Annotated in this window: 19 protein-coding genes; 11 read left to right on the forward strand and 8 right to left on the reverse strand. The window is 66.1% G+C overall.

Annotated elements, in window-relative coordinates; translation table 11 throughout:
- Nucleotides 1-62: 62 nt before the first annotated feature.
- A complete protein-coding gene (locus H7J06_RS19595; RefSeq protein ID WP_264040702.1) occupies nucleotides 63-593 on the reverse strand; it encodes a hypothetical protein in 531 nt (176 codons plus the stop codon).
- A gap of 265 nt (nucleotides 594-858) precedes the next feature.
- Here H7J06_RS19595 and H7J06_RS19600 point away from each other — a divergent pair, with 265 nt between their 5' ends.
- The 8 genes from H7J06_RS19600 to H7J06_RS19630 all read left to right on the forward strand — a co-directional run bounded on the left by H7J06_RS19600 (nucleotide 859) and on the right by H7J06_RS19630 (nucleotide 6,819).
- Nucleotides 859-1,653: an SDR family oxidoreductase gene (locus H7J06_RS19600; protein ID WP_264040703.1), complete on the forward strand. Its 795-nt coding sequence runs from the start codon at nucleotides 859-861 to the stop codon at nucleotides 1,651-1,653.
- 73 nt (nucleotides 1,654-1,726) lie between these two features.
- The gene (locus H7J06_RS19605) at nucleotides 1,727-2,632 is read left to right on the forward strand and encodes a helix-turn-helix transcriptional regulator (protein ID WP_264040705.1); all 906 of its coding nucleotides are present in this window, start codon (nucleotides 1,727-1,729) and stop codon (nucleotides 2,630-2,632) included.
- A gap of 83 nt (nucleotides 2,633-2,715) precedes the next feature.
- Nucleotides 2,716-3,174 (forward strand): cellulose-binding domain-containing protein, encoded by a 459-nt coding sequence (locus H7J06_RS19610; RefSeq protein ID WP_372515364.1) that lies wholly within the window; start codon nucleotides 2,716-2,718, stop codon nucleotides 3,172-3,174.
- A gap of 81 nt (nucleotides 3,175-3,255) precedes the next feature.
- Complete coding sequence (locus tag H7J06_RS19615) at nucleotides 3,256-3,858, forward strand: LGFP repeat-containing protein (RefSeq protein ID WP_264040706.1); 603 nt, start codon at nucleotides 3,256-3,258, stop codon at nucleotides 3,856-3,858.
- Between the two features lie 131 nt (nucleotides 3,859-3,989).
- On the forward strand, nucleotides 3,990-4,406 hold the full coding sequence (locus H7J06_RS32685; protein WP_372515356.1) for a helix-turn-helix domain-containing protein: 417 nt from the start codon (nucleotides 3,990-3,992) through the stop codon (nucleotides 4,404-4,406).
- Nucleotides 4,407-4,732: 326 nt separating this feature from the next.
- The gene (locus H7J06_RS19620; protein ID WP_264040707.1) at nucleotides 4,733-5,257 is read left to right on the forward strand and encodes a nitroreductase family deazaflavin-dependent oxidoreductase; all 525 of its coding nucleotides are present in this window, start codon (nucleotides 4,733-4,735) and stop codon (nucleotides 5,255-5,257) included.
- A 269-nt stretch (nucleotides 5,258-5,526) separates the two neighbouring features.
- Nucleotides 5,527-5,925, forward strand: coding sequence for a hypothetical protein (locus H7J06_RS19625; protein ID WP_264040708.1), 399 nt, complete (start codon nucleotides 5,527-5,529; stop codon nucleotides 5,923-5,925).
- A 72-nt stretch (nucleotides 5,926-5,997) separates the two neighbouring features.
- On the forward strand, nucleotides 5,998-6,819 hold the full coding sequence (locus H7J06_RS19630; protein WP_264040709.1) for a dienelactone hydrolase family protein: 822 nt from the start codon (nucleotides 5,998-6,000) through the stop codon (nucleotides 6,817-6,819).
- 349 nt (nucleotides 6,820-7,168) lie between these two features.
- Here the strand turns inward: H7J06_RS19630 and H7J06_RS19635 are convergent, their stop codons facing one another.
- On the reverse strand, nucleotides 7,169-7,411 hold the full coding sequence (locus H7J06_RS19635) for a hypothetical protein (protein WP_264040710.1): 243 nt from the start codon (nucleotides 7,409-7,411) through the stop codon (nucleotides 7,169-7,171).
- A 459-nt stretch (nucleotides 7,412-7,870) separates the two neighbouring features.
- Here H7J06_RS19635 and H7J06_RS19640 point away from each other — a divergent pair, with 459 nt between their 5' ends.
- Nucleotides 7,871-11,305, forward strand: a complete 3,435-nt coding sequence (locus H7J06_RS19640; protein ID WP_264040711.1) for an ATP-binding protein — start codon at nucleotides 7,871-7,873, stop codon at nucleotides 11,303-11,305.
- A gap of 20 nt (nucleotides 11,306-11,325) precedes the next feature.
- Here the strand turns inward: H7J06_RS19640 and H7J06_RS19645 are convergent, their stop codons facing one another.
- From H7J06_RS19645 to H7J06_RS19670, 6 genes are all read right to left on the reverse strand, one after another.
- The gene (locus H7J06_RS19645) at nucleotides 11,326-13,113 is read right to left on the reverse strand and encodes a serine/threonine-protein kinase PknD (protein ID WP_264040712.1); all 1,788 of its coding nucleotides are present in this window, start codon (nucleotides 13,111-13,113) and stop codon (nucleotides 11,326-11,328) included.
- Between the two features lie 413 nt (nucleotides 13,114-13,526).
- The gene (locus H7J06_RS19650) at nucleotides 13,527-14,936 is read right to left on the reverse strand and encodes an amidohydrolase family protein (protein WP_264040713.1); all 1,410 of its coding nucleotides are present in this window, start codon (nucleotides 14,934-14,936) and stop codon (nucleotides 13,527-13,529) included.
- A gap of 142 nt (nucleotides 14,937-15,078) precedes the next feature.
- Entirely contained in the window at nucleotides 15,079-16,329 is a 1,251-nt protein-coding gene (locus H7J06_RS19655; RefSeq protein WP_264040714.1) for a multidrug effflux MFS transporter, read from the reverse strand.
- Nucleotides 16,326-17,282 (reverse strand): antibiotic biosynthesis monooxygenase, encoded by a 957-nt coding sequence (locus H7J06_RS19660; protein WP_264040715.1) that lies wholly within the window; start codon nucleotides 17,280-17,282, stop codon nucleotides 16,326-16,328. The genes H7J06_RS19655 and H7J06_RS19660 overlap by 4 nt, the downstream gene beginning before the upstream one ends.
- Nucleotides 17,283-17,291: 9 nt before the next feature.
- On the reverse strand, nucleotides 17,292-18,716 hold the full coding sequence (locus H7J06_RS19665; RefSeq protein WP_264040716.1) for an FAD-binding oxidoreductase: 1,425 nt from the start codon (nucleotides 18,714-18,716) through the stop codon (nucleotides 17,292-17,294).
- A gap of 349 nt (nucleotides 18,717-19,065) precedes the next feature.
- Nucleotides 19,066-19,332: a hypothetical protein gene (locus tag H7J06_RS19670; protein WP_264040717.1), complete on the reverse strand. Its 267-nt coding sequence runs from the start codon at nucleotides 19,330-19,332 to the stop codon at nucleotides 19,066-19,068.
- Here H7J06_RS19670 and H7J06_RS19675 point away from each other — a divergent pair.
- A complete protein-coding gene (locus H7J06_RS19675) occupies nucleotides 19,319-19,600 on the forward strand; it encodes a hypothetical protein (protein ID WP_264040718.1) in 282 nt (93 codons plus the stop codon). The two genes, H7J06_RS19670 and H7J06_RS19675, sit on opposite strands and share 14 nt — an antisense overlap.
- A gap of 527 nt (nucleotides 19,601-20,127) precedes the next feature.
- A complete protein-coding gene (locus H7J06_RS19680; RefSeq protein WP_264040719.1) occupies nucleotides 20,128-21,354 on the forward strand; it encodes a sensor histidine kinase in 1,227 nt (408 codons plus the stop codon).
- The last annotated feature ends 34 nt before the right edge of the window (nucleotides 21,355-21,388 follow it).

Here is a 21,388-nt window from a genome sequence, read left to right on the forward strand (position 1 = left end):
GGGAAGCCCGACCGGGGCCTTTCCAGAGCTGGCCGCCAGTTTTCGACGGAGGATTCGTACGGCTAGGCGCCCGCGTTGCGGGCCGTCACGGCGGCGGCCGTCGTCTGAGCAGTGGGCGGCACGATGGGGGCTGCCACGCCGTCGGCGTCGTCCAGGACTGTCTCCGTCTGGCCGTCGGCCGCAGACAGATCCTTGCTCTTCTGCGCGGCCAGCACCTCGACGAGGAGGGCCTCGTCGTACTTCGCCTCGGCGGCTTGTGCCTTCTTGCGTGCTTCTTCTGCTTCGCGCTGCGCCTTGCTCCGCGCCTTGCGCAACGTTTCCCGCTGTTCAGCCGACGCCTTGATCGCACGCTTGAGTTCGGCCTGCTGGTCGACTGCGGCTTGCAGCGCTTCCTCGTCGGCGCTGCGCCGTGCGGCATTGTCCTCGAGCCGTTCCAGCACGATGGACAGCTGGCTCTCGGCCTTGACCGCAGCTTCCTGTGCGGCCTGCCACGTGCCACGCGGCTCATCCAATGCGGCGTGGTCGACTTCCAAGTCGGCATTGGTGTCGGTGGTCGTGGGGTCGGACTGTTCCCGTGCGTCTGCGGTTGTCATGATGTCGCTCGCTTCCATGTTTCGGAGTTCTCGCGCGCTGGGCGCGGAAAGTGTCCTTCGGCTGACTCGTCGATTGACGGCGCCGTACTAGTGGGGTTCCCGATATTCGACATTGCAACCGCCGGGGCGGTTGACCGGCTCCGGCACGTGGCAGCGGACAAGGGGACCCTGGCAGTACCTCTACTGCGGGGATCTCCCTGGTTCCGGAAACACTGCATAACTTCGTAGCAGAGGTGTCTTGTTCGACCAACGTGAAGGGCGAGTAGTGGTAAACGGTCAGTTCGCAACGCAGGCAGAACTTTTCGATCTCAGTGGTAAGCGCGGGCTGGTCACCGGTGGCACCAGGGGCATCGGGATGATGATCGCGCGCGGGCTTCTTCAGGCGGGTGCCCGCGTGGTCATCAGCTCACGCAACGCAGAAGCGTGCGCTCAGGCGCAGGAGCAGCTGGCTGAATTCGGCGACGTGTGGGCGGTGCCCGCCGATCTGTCCCGGCACGAGGAGGTCGAGCGACTCGCCGATCTCGTCACGGCAGACTCCGGAAGTCTCGACATCCTCGTCAACAACGCGGGTGCCATGTGGGACGAGCCGTTGGAGACCTTTCCGGACGCAGCCTGGGACACGGTCGTCGACCTCAACTTGAAGTCGCCGTTTTGGCTGGTGCAGGCACTCCTGCCGGCACTCCGCAGCGCTGGGACCGCCGACGATCCCGCGCGAATCATCAACATCGGCAGCATCGCCGCCATCCACATCCCTGCGCGGCCCAACTACTCGTACTCCAGCAGCAAGGCTGCGCTACATCAACTCACCAGAGTGCTCGCCAAGGAGTTGGGCCCACAGCACATCACGGTGAACGCGGTGGCGCCGGGACCGTTCCCGTCGGCGATGATGGCGGCAACCCTCGACGAGTTGGGTGAGGCGATAGCGGCGTCGGCCCCGCTACGCCGGATCGGTCGCGACGACGACATGGCGGGTGTGGCCGTGTTCCTCGCCAGCCGGGCAGGCGCGTACCTCACGGGCGCCATCATCCCCGTCGACGGAGGGATAGCCACTACCGCGTGACCTGCCGGCACCGAGGGCTTCGAGGTATTGGTGGTACCTCCCTTCGCTCGCGGTGCGGGCCTACGGTGGGTGAATGGACTCCACGCTCGATCTGCGCACCGAGATCCAAGAGTTCCTGAGGTCGCGTCGCAGCCGCATCACGCCCGACATGGCTGGCCTGCCCGCCTACGGTGGCAACCGCCGGGTCAAGGGGCTGCGTCGAGAGGAAGTAGCTCTCCTCGCAGGGGTGTCGGTGGAGTACTACGTGCGGATGGAGCGCGGCGCCCTGGCCGGTACCTCCGACGCCGTGCTCGACGCGTTGGCCTCGGCCTTGCGACTCGACGACGCGGAGCGCGATCACCTGTTTCACCTCGCGCGCCAGTCCGGGGCTCCCGGCGGTCGGCGGCACCGCCAGTCTCCCGCGACGGTGCGTCCCGCGCTGCAGGAGGTGCTCGACGCCATCACCGGTGCGCCGGCGTTGATCCGCAATGCGCGCCACGACGTGCTGGCCATGAATCAACTTGCCCGGGCGCTGTTTTCACCGGTATTGGCCCACCCGCGAAGGCCGGTCAACTTGGCGCGGTTCGTGTACGTGCATCCCCGTGAGGCTGCGGTGTTCTTCGTCGACTACGACCACGCGACGCGAAATGCGGCCGCGATGTTGCGGATGGAAGTGGGCCGCAATCCGCACGACGAGGAGCTCGTCGCCTTGGTGGCCGAATTGACGGCGTGCAGTGAGCTCTTCCGGCAGCAGTGGTCATCTCGGGACGTGCGGCTGCACGGACACGGGTGCAAGCGCGTCAACCATCCGGTGGTGGGCCTGCTCGACTTGAACTTCGAGTCCATGGATCTGCCCACCGAATCTGGCCTGCAGTTGAACGTCTACACCGCACCCGCGGGCGGGCCGGCCGCCGACAAGCTGGCCGTGTTGGCGTCGTGGGCCACCCAGGAGGCGTCGGCGATCGAGCTCCTTGGCGCCGGCGGGGAGGAGACCCGGTAAGCACGTCGGCCGGCGGCGCAAAGCGGTGTCGTCTTCTATTGTGCAACGGAAATCGCAGCCGCCCCCGCGATGCGAGGGCCGATATGGGCTGTGTGCCTTTAGTGTTGGGTGATGTCGCCAGATTGGACAGTCGTGTGACGCGTCGGAGGATTGTGCTGCACCTGATGGTCGCGTTGTCGATGGTCGTCACCTCCGGACTGGCGATCACCCCGATGGCTCGTGCGGCCGACGCCGCGGCGAGGCTGTCGGTGTCGTCGACGTGGCAGACCGGTTTCATCGCCCACTTCACGATCGTCAACGCGAGCGCGGCGCCGATGACGGATTGGCGGCTCGAATTCGACTTGCCTGCGGGTGAATCCGTGTCGCATACGTGGAGTAGCACCTTCGTGCAATACGGCACGCACTACGTTCTCACCCCCGCGAATTGGAATCGCGTCATTGCGCCGGGTGGTTCGGCCACAGGTGGTCTACGAGGCGTGCTGACCGGTTTCTATGCGCCGCCGTCGAATTGCGTGCTCAACGGGCAATATCCCTGCATCTAGAGGCTTTTTGCGCCGAGGTCCGCTACTCCGATGCCAGCCGAGGCTTGACCCACACCGAAGGAAGACGCAAGAGTGGGGCCCATGAAGACGATCGCATACCGCCATACGGCAATCGTCGGCCTGGCCGTCGTCGCACTCGTCACTGGGGGCTGCAGCAACGTCAATGGCGTGGACCCGTCGTCGTCGCCACGGATCGGATTGATCGCCACCTCCGAGACTGCAGCCCCGCCTGCCGAAGTGAAACTGACCGGGGAGAGAGACGTCGAGGTGACGCTGACCGGTCCGATTGCCGCGAAGTACGCGTCGGCAACCGAGTACCAGCGGCAGGCTCTTGGCAAGCCTCTGACGGGTGACCGCAACGCAGGCGTGCGGGAGAGCGGTCTGGTGTTCCAGCAGTTCCAAGGCGGCGTGATCACGGCCAAGAACGACGAAGCGGGCACGCCTGGATACATCACCTGGGGGAAGATCCGGGAGGCCTGGAACGTGCAGCGCGACCCTGACGGCGTGCCCGCGGTCACCGGCGAAAACGGCTCAGTGGGTCCGCTGGGAGCGCCCACCAGCGACGAGAACGCCGTCGGCGATCTCCTGGTGACGACCTTTGAACACGGCAAGATCGAGTACGACCCGAAGACGGACCAGGTCAAGGTGACGGTCAACGGCAAGGTGGTGCCCTCCGGGCTCTGACGGACAGGGCAGGTCTACCCGAAATCGGATATGCGGCGTGGCGGAAGTCGCTAGGCCACTTGGCAAGTCGCACCGGGGGACCGATTGGCGTTGACGGACTCATTCCAGGATTGTCGCGCGCTGCGACCAGAATGACTGGCGCATTGGCGCTCCCGGAGGTGGACCCATCACTTTGCCGTTGCCGCGTGATCCAGGTGCTACATGTCGCCGAAGCGCTCGTCGTCGACCCGGGCGATCCCCGTGAAATTCGAGACTGGGCCCTGCTGGTGTCCGTCAGTGACCACACCCTCAGTCGACGGTTCGTTGAACAGACGGGTGTCAATTTCTCCCGTTGGCGTCGACGTGCACGCCTCGTGCGCTCGCTGGAAATGTTGGCCGGACGTCAACCAGTGACCACGATCGCGCTCAACCTTGGCTATGCCACGGCGAGCTCCTTCATTGCCCTGTTCCGACACACGTTCGGCGAATCCCCATGGCCTAACGCCAAAGACTCATCGACGCGAAGTCATCAGTGGCCTCACGGACCTCGCGAAGTGCGCCGTAGTTAGCCGATCGGCTTGGCAGAGTTTTACTTGTTGGCTACTATGGGCGGGTGCAGTTCGATCGGCCGTTTGCGTCACCGCAGAACGATGCCCAAGGCTCGGGGTTCGGACGAGGGCGGAACGGCATCTGATCAATCGACGGGTTCGGCACGTGCCGTTGATGTTTCAGGTTCGCTTGGTACCGGCCGGCATGCCGCCGGGGCGCTACCCGGCGATGAATGGAAGGCGGAGTATGACGCGGTCGACGGGTGGGCATGACTTCTCGCGACCCTCCAGTGTCGTGGCGAGTCATGCTCGTTGACGGACGAACGGGCAGCCGGGGGATCACCCGTATGCTCGCCGCGCTGCTTGGGGTCGGTGTGGCGCTGGCAGGCATTGTCTGGCTGGTGCCGAGAGCGCTCCGACGAAACTGGGATCGCGTCCGGCGCAGCGCCACGACGATGCGTGCCTTGAAGTACTACAACCGCGGCAGGCTCAGGATGGCTGGCGGCGAACGTTCCGCCACCGCGATTCTCACCCACGTCGGACGCCGCAGTGGGCGGAGCTATCGGACACCGGTGGGTGCCTATGCCTACGGTGATGGCTTCGTCCTCACACTGATCCACGGCCGCACCCAGAGCGACTGGTGCCGCAACGTGATGGCAGCCGGTAGCTGCACCCTGACGTGGAAGGGGCATACCTACGAGCTAGAACGGCCCGAAGTCGTTTCCGCGCACGAGGTGATGGAACGAACCTGGCCGGTCGGGGAGCGAGTGCTCTTCCGGCTCATCGGGCTCCGCGAGTTCCTGTGGCTGCGCCTCGCCCCGGAACGCCCGGACGGGGCCACTCGACAACGGTCGTCTCAAGGTGAGCCGTAGTCTCTGCAGATTGTTCGCCAGTGGCCTACGAACTTCTGAGAACCGATGAACAGGGGTCTCGATTGCGAGGACACCAAGCCGCGCAACTTGTTCGGCTCTAGCGGCCAAGCGGAAGACGAAACTTCGCCGCACCCAGCCGGTAGGTCCGCACGGAACGTTGGTGACCCCTAGATCTACAGCTGTCCTTGAGCGGTATTACAGCAATCTTCCAGCAATGCCGTGAATGCTGTGCGAACGCTGATGCTCGATCGACAACGTGAGGTGACGCCATGAGTGGTGTGAAGTTCAGTGCAGCCGTCGTCGCACTGGTGGCGTCGTCGGCATGGTTCGGGTGCGGCGTAGCGGCAGCTGACGACTACAGCGGTCAGACCTACGCCGATGCATCGAAGGCGATCGGCGACGCGGGAAAGAAGGTCGTGGTGGCCAGCCGCGCCGGCGACGCCCTCGATCAGGACAACTGCGTCGTAGCCAAGTCCGAGCCGGCGCCGTGGATCAAGGGCGACGATTTTTCGCCCGTCACGGACACCGTGTTGCTGAACCTGAACTGCAACGCCGGGGTCGCCACTGCCACGACTCCCGGCAACTCGGCGGCTAGTCCCGAGGGACGGGCGGCGATACAGGCGGCGAAGGACAAAGCAGCCAAGGATGCCGCGTCGTCGAGCGGATAGGTGCATGAGAGGCTAAGGGCGGCAACGGCATCCAGCGTTGCCGCGGTGGTTTCGGAGTCGCCGTCGCGGGTCGTGAGTCTTCGGCTGAGGGCGAAATCTTGGTGGACCTCGAATGGACTCGATAGCGTTGACGCCATGGTCGTTACGCGGCAAGCCATCTACGACGTTGACGGCCTGGCGATGGTCGGACACTTGGCACGTCCCGACGGTGAGGGGCCGTGGCCGGCGGTGCTCATCGGCCACGACGGTATCGGCTTGGAGGACTACCAACGCGGCCGCGCCGACCTCCTCGCAGACCGCGGTTACATCGTTCTTGCGATGGACTATCACGCTGGCCGAACGTATTTCGGTGAACCAGAGGCGATGCTGGCGCGGGTGATGCCGCTGCTGGCTGACCCTGGTCGCATGCGAGCCGTCGGCCGGGCGGCACTCGATGTTCTACTGGCCGAACCTGGAACCGACCGCGAACGGTTGGCGATGGTGGGGTTTGGCGCTGGCGGCCGAATCGTGCTCGAACTCGCCGGGACGGGAACACGAGTCGAGGCTCTTGCGGCGATCCACCCGGCCCTGCCCGCGACCACCCGTGTCGAGGATTGGGTGGGTGTGGGCGGAGCATTCCTGTTTGGCACCGGCTCCGAGGACCCACTGTGCACCCCTGAGCAACTGTCGACCTTCACCGCCGTCCTCCAAGACGCCGGGGTCGATTGGCGCGTCAACGTCTACGGGGGAGCCCAGCACGCCTTCTGGGCCGCGCCCGTGCAACGTGGCGACGCGTCGGATGGTGCCGAACCTGCACATCTGGCTACGGTTCCCGGTGTAGGGCATCACGCTCTGCACGCGACGCGGGCCTGGCGTGCGGTGCTGGACCTGCTCGAAGAAACGATGCCGCCGTAATCCGCTGTCGCCGATGTGATGGACGCCATACTCGAACGGGCCTCACATGGAAACATCCGAATGGTATGTTTTCTCCAGGACGCAGCCGAGGCTGACCCTGCCAAGTTCGCTCCCGTTCGCGAGGAGTGGAGTCGTGTCGGATGCCCATTGGGGGCATGGTGGTACCCCCGGTCGCGACGGCAGCCTCGACTGCGCCTATCAACCCTCTTCGGGCACGCAACTGTGGACATGAAAGCGTTGCGGCAGAACATATTTGACTGTCGGGTGACCCGACGACACTGTTGGCCGGTCTGAAGAGGAACTCGCGCCCTGGCAACCGATCTGAGCGTCCGTTGCTTGCTTGCCGACTTCACTCGTCTTCACGACGTGCATCTGCTCCCACACGAATTGACGTGCAGTTACCCCCGCGCCGCAAGTGCTGCAAACGTTGAACACCGTGCGTTGCGTCGGAGAAATCAACCTCACCGACCTCGATCACGACCACGAATTCAATGCAGCGAACGCGCACGCCGTCGCGGAGCTCCCTTCTGCCACCGCGGTAGGCGAGTACGCCCCAGCCAACGAGCAGGCCTTCGACCCGGACCTTGCGCATGGATTGTCTCAACCCTCTGCGCACTTGTTGGAGGCGACGGTTAGCCGATGGCTGACGGGGCCTGCAAATGGGGTTCGGTCGCATTACTCCCCTCGCCGAGGTTGATCACGGGGAAGAGCAAGCCAAGCGTGGGAATGGCGGGCCGGGGTGTCCGAACAGGCCACCCAGCGTCATAGTTTGCCGTCGTCTGGCGCCGCGAGAAGAAGCGCCGCGCGTGTCGGTTGCGTCGTGGCGATGTGTAGAGCGCGTCGTATGGTGCCGCGACGAGAGCGAATTGCGGCGGCAAATTGCGTGCGAAGGCGAGAGCAATTCCTCGTTCGAGAACTGCCGGGTGAACTCGCCTTGCCATTCGCGGTGACACCTTCGGCCCTGAGCGTTTGCTGTGACAGCAATGTGACGTCTGCCTTCTGCGGACGCCCGGAACGCCCGCCGATCCCGGTGGCGTTTATTCTGGCGGTAATGGATGTGGACGAGACGGTCGCGGTTCGCCTCATCGGGGAGGTACGAGTCGTGCACTCCGGGCACGTCGTCCACCCTCGGGTGGTCGGTGGTGCACGCTGCGTGGAAGTCCTCGCCTACCTGAGCGTGAACCGGAATCGCGAGATTCCGTTGGACGAAGTGGCCGGCATCCTGTGGCCGAAGAGCCGCCCCCAGTCCTGGTACGCCGCGTTACGCGGTGTGCTCTCACGTGTGCGCGACACCATGGAGTTGGCGTCCATACCCGCGGGCAGCGTCCGGTCGCGTGGCGGCTACGTCCGGTTGTCGCTGCCCGACGGACTGATGACGGACATCGAACTGGTCCGGCGCTGCTGCTCGGCATCCGACGGAGGTCTGGAGACTTCGGTAGCGGATGCGCGACATGCGCTGGCCATCACCGCCGAACCCGCACTTGTCGGTGCCGCCGGAGCGTGGGCGGACAAAGTGCGCGCCGAATTGGAGCAGCTACGCCGACGAGCTTTCGAGATCGACGCGAGTGGATCACTGATGCTGGGCGAACCCGGCCGCGCAATCGCCTCCGCGGAGGGCCTGCTGACTCTCGACCCGCTGCACGAGAGCGCCTACCGGACGGTGATGAGCGGTTACTTGTCCCTCGGTGAGCGAGGGCAGGCACTAAAAGTCGCGGCCCGGTGTCGCCGCATCCTCGACGACGAACTCGGGGTCGCGCCGTCAGCCGAGACGGAAGCCCTCTACCTGGAGATTCTCCGAGCCGACGAGCCCACTCCTGCGGCGACGCGGTCGGTCACCGACGGCGATGGCGACTTCGTCGGTCGCGGGCGCGAATTGCAGGCCCTCACCGACGCCATCGGTCGCGCCGACCGTGGCCGCGGGCAGTTCGTCGTCGTCACCGGTGAGGCCGGAAGCGGCAAGACCACGATCGCACTCGAGATCGTGAAACGCGCCCGCGCGGCCGGGGCTCATGTCCTCTTTGGACGATGCAGCGACGACGCCGTCGTGCCCTTCGAGCCATTCGTCGAGGCGGTCAGTCGCGAGTTGGACGCGCTGGGCGTGCGCGAGACCCAAGAGTGGTTGCGGCACAACGGTACCGACATCCTCCGGTTGGTCCCCAACGTCGCGCGGCGCTTGGGGGAGGTGGCGCCGGCTCGGCCAGAGGCCGACGAGCGCGCTGTCATCACGACCGCGGTTCTCGACTGGTTGACCGCGTCCGTCAGATCGGGGCCGACGATCTTGATCATCGACGACCTGCACTGGTCGTCGGCTGCCACGCTGGCGGTCCTGCGGTATCTGATCCATGCATCCGAGCACAGCCGACTGTGCGTGGTCGCCACTGTCCGCGACGAGTACGTCGACGACCCCGACCTCCGCGCGACACTGTCCGCGCCGACGCGGACCAGCGGAGTGCAACGCCTTCATCTCGGCGGTCTGAATGTGGCAGAGGTCGGCGCATTGGTCGACGCATCGGACACCACACTCGATCCGACCACGCTCCACGAACGCACCCACGGCCTCCCGTTGTTCGTGGTCTCGCTGATCAACTCGAACCAATCTGGTTCCCTTGAGGAGTTTCCGACGTCGGTCGCCGAGTCGGTTGCCCAGCGCGAACGTCTTCTGCCGCCCGCGGCCCTCGCGTTGTTGCAGCTGTGCTCGGTGGTGGGAATGAGTACGCCACGCCTCGTATTGCGCACCCTCGCAGACGATCTCGACGACATCGCGTTCGCCGACGCACTCGACGTGTTGGTGCGCAACCGGTTGGTGACGGAAACGCCGTCGAGCGACGAGATCCGGTTGCGCCACCCCTTGGTGCAGGAGGCCGTCTACGCGGGCATCACCGGACGGCGTCGCTTGCAGATGCACACCCGCGTGGCACTGGCGACAGAACGTCTGGGTGGTGCCTCGGCCGCCGAGGACTACTCGCGGCTGGCGTACCACTTGAGTCGGGGGCTGGACTCCGAACGTCCGCGCGCATCGGAGTTCTCCCGAAGAGCCGGCGACAGCGCAATGTCCATCGGCGCCTACGAGGACGCCGCAGTGTTCTACACCAGCGCGGCGGACCAGTTGGTTCCGCGCGGGGACTCAGCAGCGCGGTGCCGTCTGTTGGTCGATCTGGGTCGCGCACAGCGCAAGGCACGTGACCCGGCCTTCCGCCCCACCCTGTTCGAGGCCGTCGCGATGGCCAAACGGTTGGGCGACAACGAACTGCAGGTGACCGCGACGCTCGCCAACGACCAGCCGGGTACCCTTTATGCCCACCTCCACCACGACCACGAGCGGATCGACACCCTCAACGACGCGCTTCACGTCCTCGAATCCGATGGACAAGGCGACGGATCCGCCACCGCACTCCTATTGGCGCAGTTGGCCATCGAGCTGGTCTGGGTGTCGGACTTCCAGACACTGCGTGATCTGCTCACTCGAGCCATCGGGGCGGCGCGGCTCTCCGGCGACCAGGATGCCCTCGTCGCCGCCCTGTCCGCGGTTCTGGTGGTTCTGCGGGCGCCGTCGTACGCCGAGTTGCGCAGCACCGCGTACGCCGAACTGATGGGACTGCTGAACGAATCGCCGGTGCGACGGGTCGACGCCCTGACGTCGGTGTGGATCGCGCGCCACCAGATCGAATACGGACACCTCGCCGCCGCCGCGGTGACACGGTCCAACCTGACCGCGGCGCGCGTGTCGCGTGATCCGGAGTTGGCCTGGTTGGTCGGCAACATCGACTTCGCGATCGATGTGGCTGCTGGCCGTCTTGAGCTGTGCGAGACGAAATTCGATGCGCTGCGCGACATTCCGGCATCACCCGCCGTCAGCTACTCCTACGGGCGATTGATGGGGCAGATGGTCGCACTGCGGGCGTTGCGCGGTGACATGAGCGAGGTCGTAGCTGCGGCGGAGGGCATCACCGAACGCTTCACCGTCGGAATCTATCGCCCCATCCTGGCGACCGCGCACGTCGACGTCGGAGACGTCGACACCGCGGTCGAGCTCGTCGGCTGGTACGACCGACGACGCATCGACGAGATCCCCGTGAACAACCTGTGGTTGATCTCGATGGCCGCGATCGGCCGGGTGGCCGCGCAGGTGGGCAACACCGAGGTCTGCGCGTTGGTCTACGACCGTCTCGCCGACTATGCGGGTGAGAACACGATCGCGTTCGCCTCGGTCTACGGCGTCGTCGACCATCACCTGACCGAACTGGCGATCGCCTTGAGCCGATACGACCAAGCTGCCAGACATCTCGACGACGCCTTCGCCGAACACGGGCGGCGTGGTTTCATGGGCTGGTTCGCCGAAACCGCTTATCTCGCAACTCTCTTGGAGAGCAGACGGGACGGACGACCGTCAGACGCGACCCTTGCCCGCGCCCAGCGTCTTGCCGACGACGTCGGTGCCACCGCCGTGCGTCGACGCATCGACGCAATCCCGACGACGCCCTTCTGATCAATCCTGCGGCCCGGGGCCTATTCCGCCGGCAGCTTCAGCGTCCGCTGGGGGTCGTCGGTCACGTAGACGCTGCCCGCGGAATCCACCGCTACACCGCTGGGGGCATCGAGGCCGGTGAACGGCAGTACCTCCTGGCTCTTCGAGCCGGCCGCCAGCTTCACCACTCGTTCGGTTCCGTGGTCGGTGACGTAGACGTCGCCGCCGGGGCCGACGGCCACACCGGACGGGTCGTCGAGATCGGTGAACGGCAGAACCTCTGGGGTGCTGGCCCCTGCCGCCAACTCCACCACCCGTTTGTTGCCGGCATCGCTGACGTAGACGGTCCCCGCGGGATCCACCGCCACACCGTAGGGGTCGTTGAGCCCGACGAACGGCAGCACCTCCTGGCTCGACGAGCCGGCCGCCAGCTTCACCACCCGGTTGTTTCGCCGGTCGGTGACGTAGAGCGCGCCAACCGAATCCACCGCGACGTTCTCGGGCGAGTCGAGACCGGTAAACGGCAGCACCTGCTGGTCCAACGTGCCGGCCGCCAGCTTCACCACCCGGCGGTTGCCGAAGTCGGCGACGTAGACGTTGCCTCCGGAATCCACTGCTGCACCAGTGGGTTTGACGAGGCCGGTGAACGGCAGCACCTGCTGGTCCAACGTGCCGGCCGACAGTTTCACCACGCGGTCGTTGCCGTAATCGGCGACGTAGACGTTGCCCGGGGTGTCGACAGCGACACCGCCGGGAAGGTTGAGTCCGGTGAAGGGCAGCACCCGCTGCGACGGCCGGGGCTTGGGCGCCGCGAGTGCCGCGCTGGGAGGCGACGGCGATCCGCCGTAGTGCATCACGCCGAGCACGATTGCGACGACGGCCACGACGGCAAGCGCACCCGTGACCAGGGCGATCCTGGCGCGCCGACCCAGTCGTCGGCCGCGTGGCGCGCGCGGTGAAGAAGCCCTCGGGAGCGGCGCCGCCGCAACCGTCGCCGATTGCGACGTCGAGACGGTGATCGCGTCGCGCGCGGCGTTCGCCAAGTCGACCGTGGTCGCATATCGGTCGTCGGGGTCCTTGGCCATGCCCTTGGCGATCACCGAGTCCAGCTGTGCGGGCAGGTGTGGTCGAGTGGTCGATGGCTTCGGCGGGGGACTGTTGAGGTGCGCGGCGATCAGGCTGGGGTAATCAGTCCCCCTGAAGGGCGGCTGGCCCGTCACGCATTCGTACAGGCTGCACGCCAGTGCGTAGACGTCGACGCGGCCGTCCTCGTCGTCCGGGTTCCCCTGCAGCCTCTCCGGGGCCATGTAGCGCAGCGTTCCCGGTGCGAAGCCGGCCTCGGTCAGTCGGCTGTCGTCGACGGCACGCGCAATCCCGAAGTCGATGAGGTAGGCGAAGTCGTCGGCGTCGAGAAGGATGTTGGAGGGTTTGACGTCGCGATGCACCAGGCCGGCCTGATGGGCGGCGTGCAACGCCTTGGCCACCTGCTCGATGATGCGCACCGCCCGCCCAGGCTGCATCGGTCCCTCGGACATCACCTCCTCGAGGTCACGGCCTTCGACCAGGCGCATGTCCACGTACAGCCGTCCGTCGATCTCGCCGTAGTTGTGGATCGGGATGATGTGTGGGTCGTTGAGCCGGGCGGCCGCGTCTGCTTCGCGTCGAAAGCGCGTCAGGTACGTCGCGTCGTCGGCCAGATGCGGCGGGAGGAGCTTGATCGCCACCAGGCGGTTGTTGGCTGCTGTGTCGTGGGCGCGCCACACCTCACCCATCCCGCCGCGGCCCAGCAAGTCGACCAGGCGGTATCGACCGAAATGAGTCCCGTTCACATCCGCCTCCCAGGCTCGTATAGCAAACCACCTTAGGCCCGCCGACGTCGCGACGTTGAGGGAGGACGGCAAACCGGCCACGGATCGCTGTCTCAGTCCGACCCGTGAGTACCGGTCACACCCTTGCACGCCTGGTGCAGACCGTTGGCAACGCCGTCATGACGGGGAGCGGGCTGCGCCCTGGTGCCTTCGTGTTGGTTCGCTTAGCCTCCCAGTGCATCTGAGTGATCTTGAACTCCAACGACCGCGGATCGGCATCGATCCCGAGCAGTGTCGTGGACTCGCCATGACAGGACCCCGGGTGTCACGACGTCAACGCGTTCTGCGGCCAGTCGCCCGTCACGGATCGTCGGGTCGTCAGGGAGTGGTGGGGCCAATGTCGGTTGGCGGCAGGGCATTCGGGGCCCCGGGAATCACCCTTTCCCGGAGAGGGCGTTGAGCTTTCGTCCCCGGACGTAGACCTCGGCGATGGAGCTTTCGCGTAGTCCCATCAGCAGGGCGAACAGCGTTTGGTCGCGGGCCAGGTCGGCGTCCGCCGAACGATAGGCGCTGTCCAGCAAGCCCTTCAGTGCGTCTGCCGGTTCGACGACGAGGAAGTCGGCTTCCTTGCCGGCGTCGAAGTTGCCGAAGCGGCTCTCCATGTCCAGCGCCCGCGCCCCGGCCAGCGTCCCGACGAACAACATCTCCGCCGGATGCATCGACACCCCGTCCTCACCGGGTTCGGTGATGTGCTGCTTGAACGCATCCCCGAGTACCCGCGGGATCAGCCACTCGTCGCCCCCGCCAAAGTCGGTACCCGAGGAGATGTTCACGCCCGATGCCACGGTCCGCTTCCACGGCATCGTGCCCGAACCCAGGAACAGCTGCGACACCGGGCAATGAGAGATCGACGTGCCGGTCTCGGCCATCCGCTCGAGTTCGACGTCCTGGCAGTGCACGCAGTGCGCCAGGATGGTGCGCCTTCCCAGCAGGCTCTTGCCACCCACCTTCGAGCCCGGAAGGAACTTCCCGTCGTAGGTGTCGAGGTACGAATTGACCTGGTAGACCTCCTTGGTGGTGTCGACCTCGCCGGTGCCGGGCCGGTTGTTCTCGTTGAGGTGGCTGTGTACGTAGACCCCGCGATCCTTGACCTCGTCGTACAGCTCGCCGAGGTTCTTGAGCGTCTCGGTGGTCACCGACAGCGAGAACCGCGGGACGATCGCCACGTGCAACAGCGCGGTGTCCACGTCACCGGTGTCCGCGGCATGCCACTTCTCGATCTCCTCGCGGGTGAGTCGGATCGCCTCGTCCTCGGAGGTGATCAGCGGCTGCGCGGTCTCCCCGCCGACGGTCTGAATGCCCCGCCCACTGACGACGCGGAGCCCGGCCTCCCTGGTGCGCTCGAACAGCGCATCCTGGGCGTGCGGGAACGCCGAGCCGAACACCATCGCCGCGGTCGTACCTGCGGCGATGCGGCGGTTGCAGAACTCGACCGCGGCCTGCTCGGCGAATTCCGGATCTTCGAACTTGCTCTCCGAGGGGAAGATACACAGGTTGAGCCACTCCAGCAGCTGGCCGCCGCCGTAGGAGTCACCGGCGTAGGTCTGGGGGAAGTGGATGTGGGTGTCGACGAAGCCGGGCAACAGGAAGCCGCCCCGGTGGTCGTTCACCGGTGCCGAGCCGTATTCGGTTGACAACGTGTCGCGCTCGCCGCAGTAGACGATGGCGCCGTCGTCATCGACGACCAAGGCCCCGTCGGGGATGGACACCAAGGCCTGCGCAGCCTCGGTCACCAACGGACTGCCGGCGATGTGGAACACGTGCCCGAGGTGGACCTGCGTCATGAACGTTGCTCCCTTGCTGATGATGTTGAAATTACGTAGGCGACGGTGACTCCGAGCGGTCCGACGTCTCCGGCGGTGAGCCAAGCGTGCCGTATGGGCGGCGAGGAGTATGCCCGGTGATCGGTGGAGGAGACGGGGGATTTCACGTGTCCCCCGAGCGGTGGAACGGTGACGAATCAGCGGTTGGGACAGGAGAATTGGCGGTACGACGGCGAGCGGTTGCCCACAGCAGCAGCGCCAGGGCCGCGACCCCGCAGACGACGTAGAGCCAGCCCAGTGTGCTCTGGTCGTTCTCGGGCAGCGCACCGACCGCGGCCAGTGCGACGCTGACGATCAGGTAGCAGCCGGCGCTGGCGATCCCGCCGACCAGTCCGAGGTTCTTGGTGAACAATCCCAACGCCAGCCCGTACATCTGCGGGCACAGCACCCCGCAGCCCGCCAGGGCCAGCGCCGCACCGATGGTCAACGCCCAGGCGTCGATCCCGATGGTCAGCCCCGAGATCACCAAGACAGCGGTGCCCGCACCGAACAGCGCCAGCGCACTGAACGCCAGCCTCCTGGTGCTGGTGCGCACCGCGAAGTAGCCACAAGCCAACTCGCCCACCAGATTCGCGGCCCCCACGGCCAGTGCGATGGCCCCGTACGCGGCGGGCTGGAAGCCGAGCCGCTCCTGGTACAGGAACGGACCGGCGACGCCGAACGCTAGTTGCGCCGCCGCCAGCAGCCCGAAGACCAGCACGAAGCACCCGAACACCGGGTTGCGCAAGGTGTTTGCGACGGCGCGGGAGGTGGCCCGCACGGCGATCGGCGTCCGGTTCGTCGACGTCAACGTCTCGGGCAACGCCGTGGCGACCAGCACGGCCACCAGGGCGGCGAGAACGGCGACCAGTGCGAACACCACCCGCCACGACATGTACTGCACGAGCACCCCGCCGACGGCGGGCGCGATGACCGGTGCCAGCCCCCAGGCCGCACCCAGGATGCCGGACACCGAGGTCAGCTTGGCGCCGCGAAAGCAGTCCGCGGCAACGGCATACGACAGCACCATGCAGGCGCACGCCGCCAGGCCCTGGAGGAAGCGGGCGACGAGCAGGAAGGTGACGCTGGGCGCGATGGCGCACAGCACGCTGGTGGCCACCACCACCGCCAAGCACGTCAACAGCACCCGCTTGCGCCCCCACGCGTCGGCCATCACCCCGACCGGGATGAAACCGATCGCCAGCCCCAGCATGTAGACCGTCACCGTGGCCTGCAGCGCGGCCGGTGTGGAGGCGAGGTCGGTCACCATTTGCGGCAGGGCCGGGGTGTAGACGTCCAGCGGGATTTGGCTCAGCGGGATGACACACAAAAGGATCGCGACGATGTGGCGGGGCGCCCCCGTCTCGGTCGTCACGGAAGGGTCCAGAACTTGACCGTGACGAGGTAGAAGATCACGGCCCACACTGCGTTGATGGCCAGCACGAGGACGAAACCCTTGACGTTGGTGAGGGGTTGGCGGGCGTTCTTCGCGGGCGACATCCAGAACCGAAGGATGGGGACGCCGTAGAAGGGCATCGTGACGTAACTCATCACGAAGCTGGACAGCAGGTTGCCCACCAGCATGCCCAGCCATAGGGGCATGCCCAGTGGTGCGGTGAGCAGGGTGAGGAACACGACGGTGGGGTAGAGCCCCATCCACACCGCGATCGAGGTCTTGAAGTCCGAGGGGGGCGGTGCGTCCGTTGCTCCGTAGTCGAACCAGCTGCCGAATGAGTGATCGATCCGGCGCAGCGTGAAGTCGGCGAATCGGTCGTCGGCCAGCAACCTCTGACGTTCGTCGGACGTCAGCCAGGCGTCGAGGTGCTCGGCGTTGTCGAACTTGTAGCAGATGGTCCACTCGTCCTGAAGCCCCTCGACGGGGCGGAAGATCTCCGAGCCGCGGAATCCGGCGAACGTGCTCTCCACCTCGTTCACCTCGGCTTGCCACGCCAGGAAGTCCTCGACCTGGTCGGCGGCGACCTCATGGCTGACCACCACGGTGACCAGGGTGTCGTCGACCTTGCTGTCCTGGACGATCACCTGCCGCGTGCCGGGGCCGTCGAACAGATCGGTTCCGCGGTCCAGGAACTCCTGGCGGGTGGCGCTGTTGATCCACTTCTGCATGTTCGCCACCGAATCGAACTGGTACACGACGATCCAGTCGGTCTGCTCACCGCTCGGTCGGCGCAACTCGACGCCGCGGAACCCGGGATAGCGCGCGGCCGCCGCACCGAGCTTCTTCTGCCACTGCTGGTAGTCGTCTTCACGACCGGAACGCACCCGCTGACCGATGAGAAGCGTTGCCGCACCAGCGACATCCTGTGCCATCACGGTCTCCTAGAGTGGGTAACCGGCGAGCACGCCGGTCGGGTCGTGCCGGCGGCGCAGCGTTCGCAAGGTGGACAGGTTCGTTCCGAAGGCCGATTCGATTTCGCGTTCCGTCTCCTCGAATCCGGGGCGCACCTCGACGCTGTAGACGCCAATGGTGTCGCCGGCGAGCACACCCAGCGTCTGACGTGCCCAGCCGTAGCAGGCATCGCCGTCCTTCGCGTCGGACCAGATCGCGTTCAACGGGATGTTCCATTCGCCACCCCGGCCCCAGAACGCGGTGTCACCGTCGGCGACGTCGCCCAGGGCACCTCCGGTGTGCTGAAAATCGATGCGGCACATCGGTGTTGGCGCACACCGAATGGCCTCTGCCAAACCGTCGGCCACGGTCGGTCCGAGCGTGGGTCCGGTGAACACCGACTTGCCGTAGAACCAGCCTCGTTCGGCGCCGGGTTCCGGAAGCCCGATCGGCGCGGGCTCCTGCCCCGTCGGTCCGGGGATCGCGAACTCGGGCAGGCCGTCGAGGTACCGTCCCGAGGTCTGTGACCGGAAGAGGGGAGCGGTGGCCGACGCGTCGGCCACCGTCGTGGTCGCGGTGCGGGCGATCTCCACGTCGGCCGGATCCTGGCTGCGGCACGCCGTGTAAATCAGCAGCACGGGCTCGTCGGACCCATCCTGACAACCGAGCACGCCACCCATGGTGGTGTGCCGCGGCAGCTCCGTGGCCACCGCGAAGTACGTCGACAGTGCGTCGAGCCCGGTGACCACACGGTCGACGAACACCGGGCCCTGCTCGTGGGTGCGCATGAGCACCGACGTGACGATCCCGAAGGCCGGGGCGCAGCCGCGCACGGCCCACCACAGGTCGGCCTCGTCTCCGGTGCTGTTCTCGGACAGTGTGACGATCTTGCCGCCGGGCAGCACCAGTTCGACCTCGACGAGGTGGTCGAGAGCCAAACCGACGTCACGCGTGAGGTATCCGACTCCGCCCCGGGTTACCAGCCCCATGCCTGCCAGACCGACGATGCCCACGGGAATAACCCGACCGGCCTCGGCGATCGCCGTCAGCGCGGTTCCGACCGTGGCGCCACCCTGGACTCGGACGCGATCGCCCTGGCGCACCGCGGTGTTCATCCGTACCGACAGGTCGATCATCACCGCGGAATCGTCGACGCAGTTCGAGCTCAATCCGCCGCCCCGAACGGTGACTCCGCCGCCGCGTTCGACGGCGATCTCCATGACGACCGAAACGTCGTCCGCGGTCCGCGGATGCACGACGGCCAGGGGAGCACGTCGGGACGCATCGGGGAAGAACACTCCGTCCAGTGACGCGCGATATCCCGCGGTCCCGGGGAGATGAACGCGTTCGCCGAGCTTGGCTTCGAGCGCCGCGACGAATTCGGAACCCCGAACGCTCTTCGTCGCACCGGTCATCACGGTCCTTGGCCTTTCCTCATGCACGTCGGCACCTCGTGAATGGTCGGCGCCCGACACCGACCCCGGCCCGATTCTCCACCCCGTGACCACTCATGACAGTGTTTCGCTCCAGTCGTAACGCACGCGTACCCGGCACGTGATTCGGTGTGCTCAGAATGGAGACTTACTGACACAACCGGTCTTCGAGCAGACTCCGGGGCTTGGGCGTTCACTGTAGAAACAGACTGCAACTATTTTGTAAATGAACGTTGCGGCCCCGAGCGGCAGCGTGGTCGAATTGCGAAGCGCGGGGAGGCAATGTCCGCGATTGAAGCACCATCGCGACCGCTGACACTGCGCGAGAGACCTACGACCCGTCCGAGATGCCTCCGCCGCCGCTGTCGCCACCGCTGCTGCTGCCGCCGCTGTCACCTCCGCCGCCGGACGGTGGCGGGAGTCCGCCGCCGTTCTCGCCGGGCAGCGGCGCGTAATTCGGATTGGTTCCGCCGCCGAACTCCCCGGGCATCGGCGTGTAGTTCGGATCGATTCCGCCGCCGTTCGCGCCCGGCGTCCCTGGCAGCTCGGTGACCGTCTGGGTGGCGGTGCTGGTAGGCGGAATCGTGTACGTAGTCACCGTCGTCGTGGTCGACGGGTACACGGTCGTCGGGCTCGGCGCGGGCGTCGAGGTGACCGTTTCGGTTCCGCCGGTCGGTCCGGGGGCGACCGATCTCGATTGTGCGGTCGTCGCCGTCGTCTGGGTGGACGTGATGGCCGTGGTCGACGTGGTGGGCGTGGTCGACGCGGTCGACGGGGTGGGTGTGGTCGACGTGGCGGGCGTGGTCGACGTGGTGGATGCCGACGTGCTCGACGCCTCGTCACCGGTGAGCGAGACGATCGAGTAGGCGACGATCGCGATCAAGACGAGGCCGACGGCGCCGAGGCTGGCGAGTCCTGCCGGCTTGCGGTACCAGGGGACGGGCGCCCCGGGAGGTGGCTCTTGCTCGTACCCGGTCTGCTCCCCGAGATGGTGTGTCGCACCGTAGTCGCCCAAGGTGGAGGTCGGCTCGCTCCACGCGGTCGGCTCGCTCAGCCGATACTCGCTCGCTTGCGTCGGCTCGCTGTCGGGATGGTAAGAATCGTCTGCCGGTCCGTCGGGACCATCGTCGCGTGCCACGTCGCAGACGTTAGAAGCGGAGTGCAAACATTTTGCAAATGCGCGCCGATGGGTCACATCGTGCGCACCTGAACACGCCACGCTACGCATATGCTGCGCTCTGACAGGGTCACGGCATGCCGCATCCGCGGCGGGGTCGATTCAGCGGTCGTGAGTTCTGTTCCCAGGGAATGACGTTGAAGCCGTCGCTACGATCACCGATGAGTGTCGGCGCCCTGAGATGCCCGTCGACCCCGGGGAGAGGGAGACGGTGTCGTGGTCGATGTCGGTCGAACGGAGTTGGACAACCCGGGGGCGCCCCACGTGCTGCACGGTTCGCTGTTGCAGGGCGGCCTTCGCGCGCTGCTCGTCGCCTTCCTCGTCGTCACCCTGCTGTTGGAGCCGCCGCAGCACGACAGGTGGGTCTACGTCGGCGTCAGCGCCGCGTACGTCGCGGCGGTCGGGTGCTGGAGTGCGTGGGCGCTTCGGGTGAGAACGTCTGACTCTCGGTTGCGCAACGTAAATCACGTGACGCTCCTGATGTTGGGCGTCGACATCGGCGTCATCGCCGTGTTGTCGGTGCTGACGGGCTTCACCTCGGAGGAGGATTGGACGTCGGACGTCCTGCGCAACGGACTGTTCCTCATACCGTTGATCGCCGCTGCGCAGTTGAGCCCGTACATCAGTACCGTGGTGGCCGCTCCGACGGTGTTGGCGTTCGTCGCCGTCAGCTGGATCACCCAGTCCGCCAATCAGGAGCCGTGGGCGTCGATCCTGTTGAGCGTCTCCATCTTGATGGGTCTGGCTGCGGGTTCGGTTGCGCTGTCGCGGATTCAACTGACCAAGGTGCAGGTAATCGCAGAACTCGCACGGCAGCGCACCCAGCTGCTTCACGAGTTGCTCGCGGTCGAAAAGCGCGAGCGTCAGGAGGTAGCCGAACGCGTCCACGACGGCGCGCTGCAGTATGTGCTCGTCGCCCGGCAGGACATGGAAGACGTACGGGCCGGAGATGCGGACTCCATGGATCGAGTGGAATCTGCGCTCATCGAGGCCTCGCGGCTGCTCCGAGACGTCGCACGCGAGTTGCACCCGGAGGTCCTCGCACGACTGGGTGTGAAGGCGGCGCTCGTTCATCTGGCAGCGGGGGTGAACGAACGGCCGGATCTCGACGTGGTGATCGACGTGGACGACTGGCCCGACGATGAACGCTGCGATGCCGATTACGTACTGTTCGGGGCGGCAAGGGAAATGGTGACCAACGCCGTCAAACACGCTCACGCCAAGACGATTTGGATCACGCTGCGGCGAAGTGTTGGGGCTGCGGTGCTGACGGTCGCCGACGACGGGGTTGGCATTTCGCAAGCCGCCATCACCAAGAGCCAGGACGACGGGCACATCGGCTTGTCGTCCATTCGCACGAAGGTGCTCGCGTGCGGTGGGGAATTCGACATCGGATCCGATCAGCCGGGAAGTCGCATCACGATTCATATCCCGTTGCACTAGGAGTGCGGGCCCGAGGTGACTCCCTCGAGCCCGC

The sequence above is a fragment of the Mycolicibacterium hodleri genome (genome assembly GCF_025822245.1).
GTDB lineage: Bacteria > Actinomycetota > Actinomycetes > Mycobacteriales > Mycobacteriaceae > Mycobacterium > Mycobacterium hodleri.

Excerpts from the sequence above, each read along its gene's own strand:
- H7J06_RS19640 (WP_264040711.1), top strand. The coding sequence starts at position 7,871 with ATGGATGTGGACGAGACGGTCGCGGTTCGCCTCATCGGGGAGGTACGA.
- H7J06_RS19610 (WP_372515364.1), top strand. The coding sequence starts at position 2,716 with ATGGGCTGTGTGCCTTTAGTGTTGGGTGATGTCGCCAGATTGGACAGT.
- H7J06_RS19615 (WP_264040706.1), top strand. The coding sequence starts at position 3,256 with ATGAAGACGATCGCATACCGCCATACGGCAATCGTCGGCCTGGCCGTC.
- H7J06_RS19595 (WP_264040702.1), bottom strand. The coding sequence starts at position 593 with ATGACAACCGCAGACGCACGGGAACAGTCCGACCCCACGACCACCGAC.
- H7J06_RS19660 (WP_264040715.1), bottom strand. The coding sequence starts at position 17,282 with ATGGCACAGGATGTCGCTGGTGCGGCAACGCTTCTCATCGGTCAGCGG.
- H7J06_RS32685 (WP_372515356.1), top strand. The coding sequence starts at position 3,990 with ATGACTGGCGCATTGGCGCTCCCGGAGGTGGACCCATCACTTTGCCGT.
- H7J06_RS19620 (WP_264040707.1), top strand. The coding sequence starts at position 4,733 with ATGCTCGCCGCGCTGCTTGGGGTCGGTGTGGCGCTGGCAGGCATTGTC.
- H7J06_RS19635 (WP_264040710.1), bottom strand. The coding sequence starts at position 7,411 with ATGCGCAAGGTCCGGGTCGAAGGCCTGCTCGTTGGCTGGGGCGTACTC.
- H7J06_RS19625 (WP_264040708.1), top strand. The coding sequence starts at position 5,527 with ATGAGTGGTGTGAAGTTCAGTGCAGCCGTCGTCGCACTGGTGGCGTCG.
- H7J06_RS19605 (WP_264040705.1), top strand. The coding sequence starts at position 1,727 with ATGGACTCCACGCTCGATCTGCGCACCGAGATCCAAGAGTTCCTGAGG.
- H7J06_RS19650 (WP_264040713.1), bottom strand. The coding sequence starts at position 14,936 with ATGACGCAGGTCCACCTCGGGCACGTGTTCCACATCGCCGGCAGTCCG.
- H7J06_RS19665 (WP_264040716.1), bottom strand. The coding sequence starts at position 18,716 with ATGACCGGTGCGACGAAGAGCGTTCGGGGTTCCGAATTCGTCGCGGCG.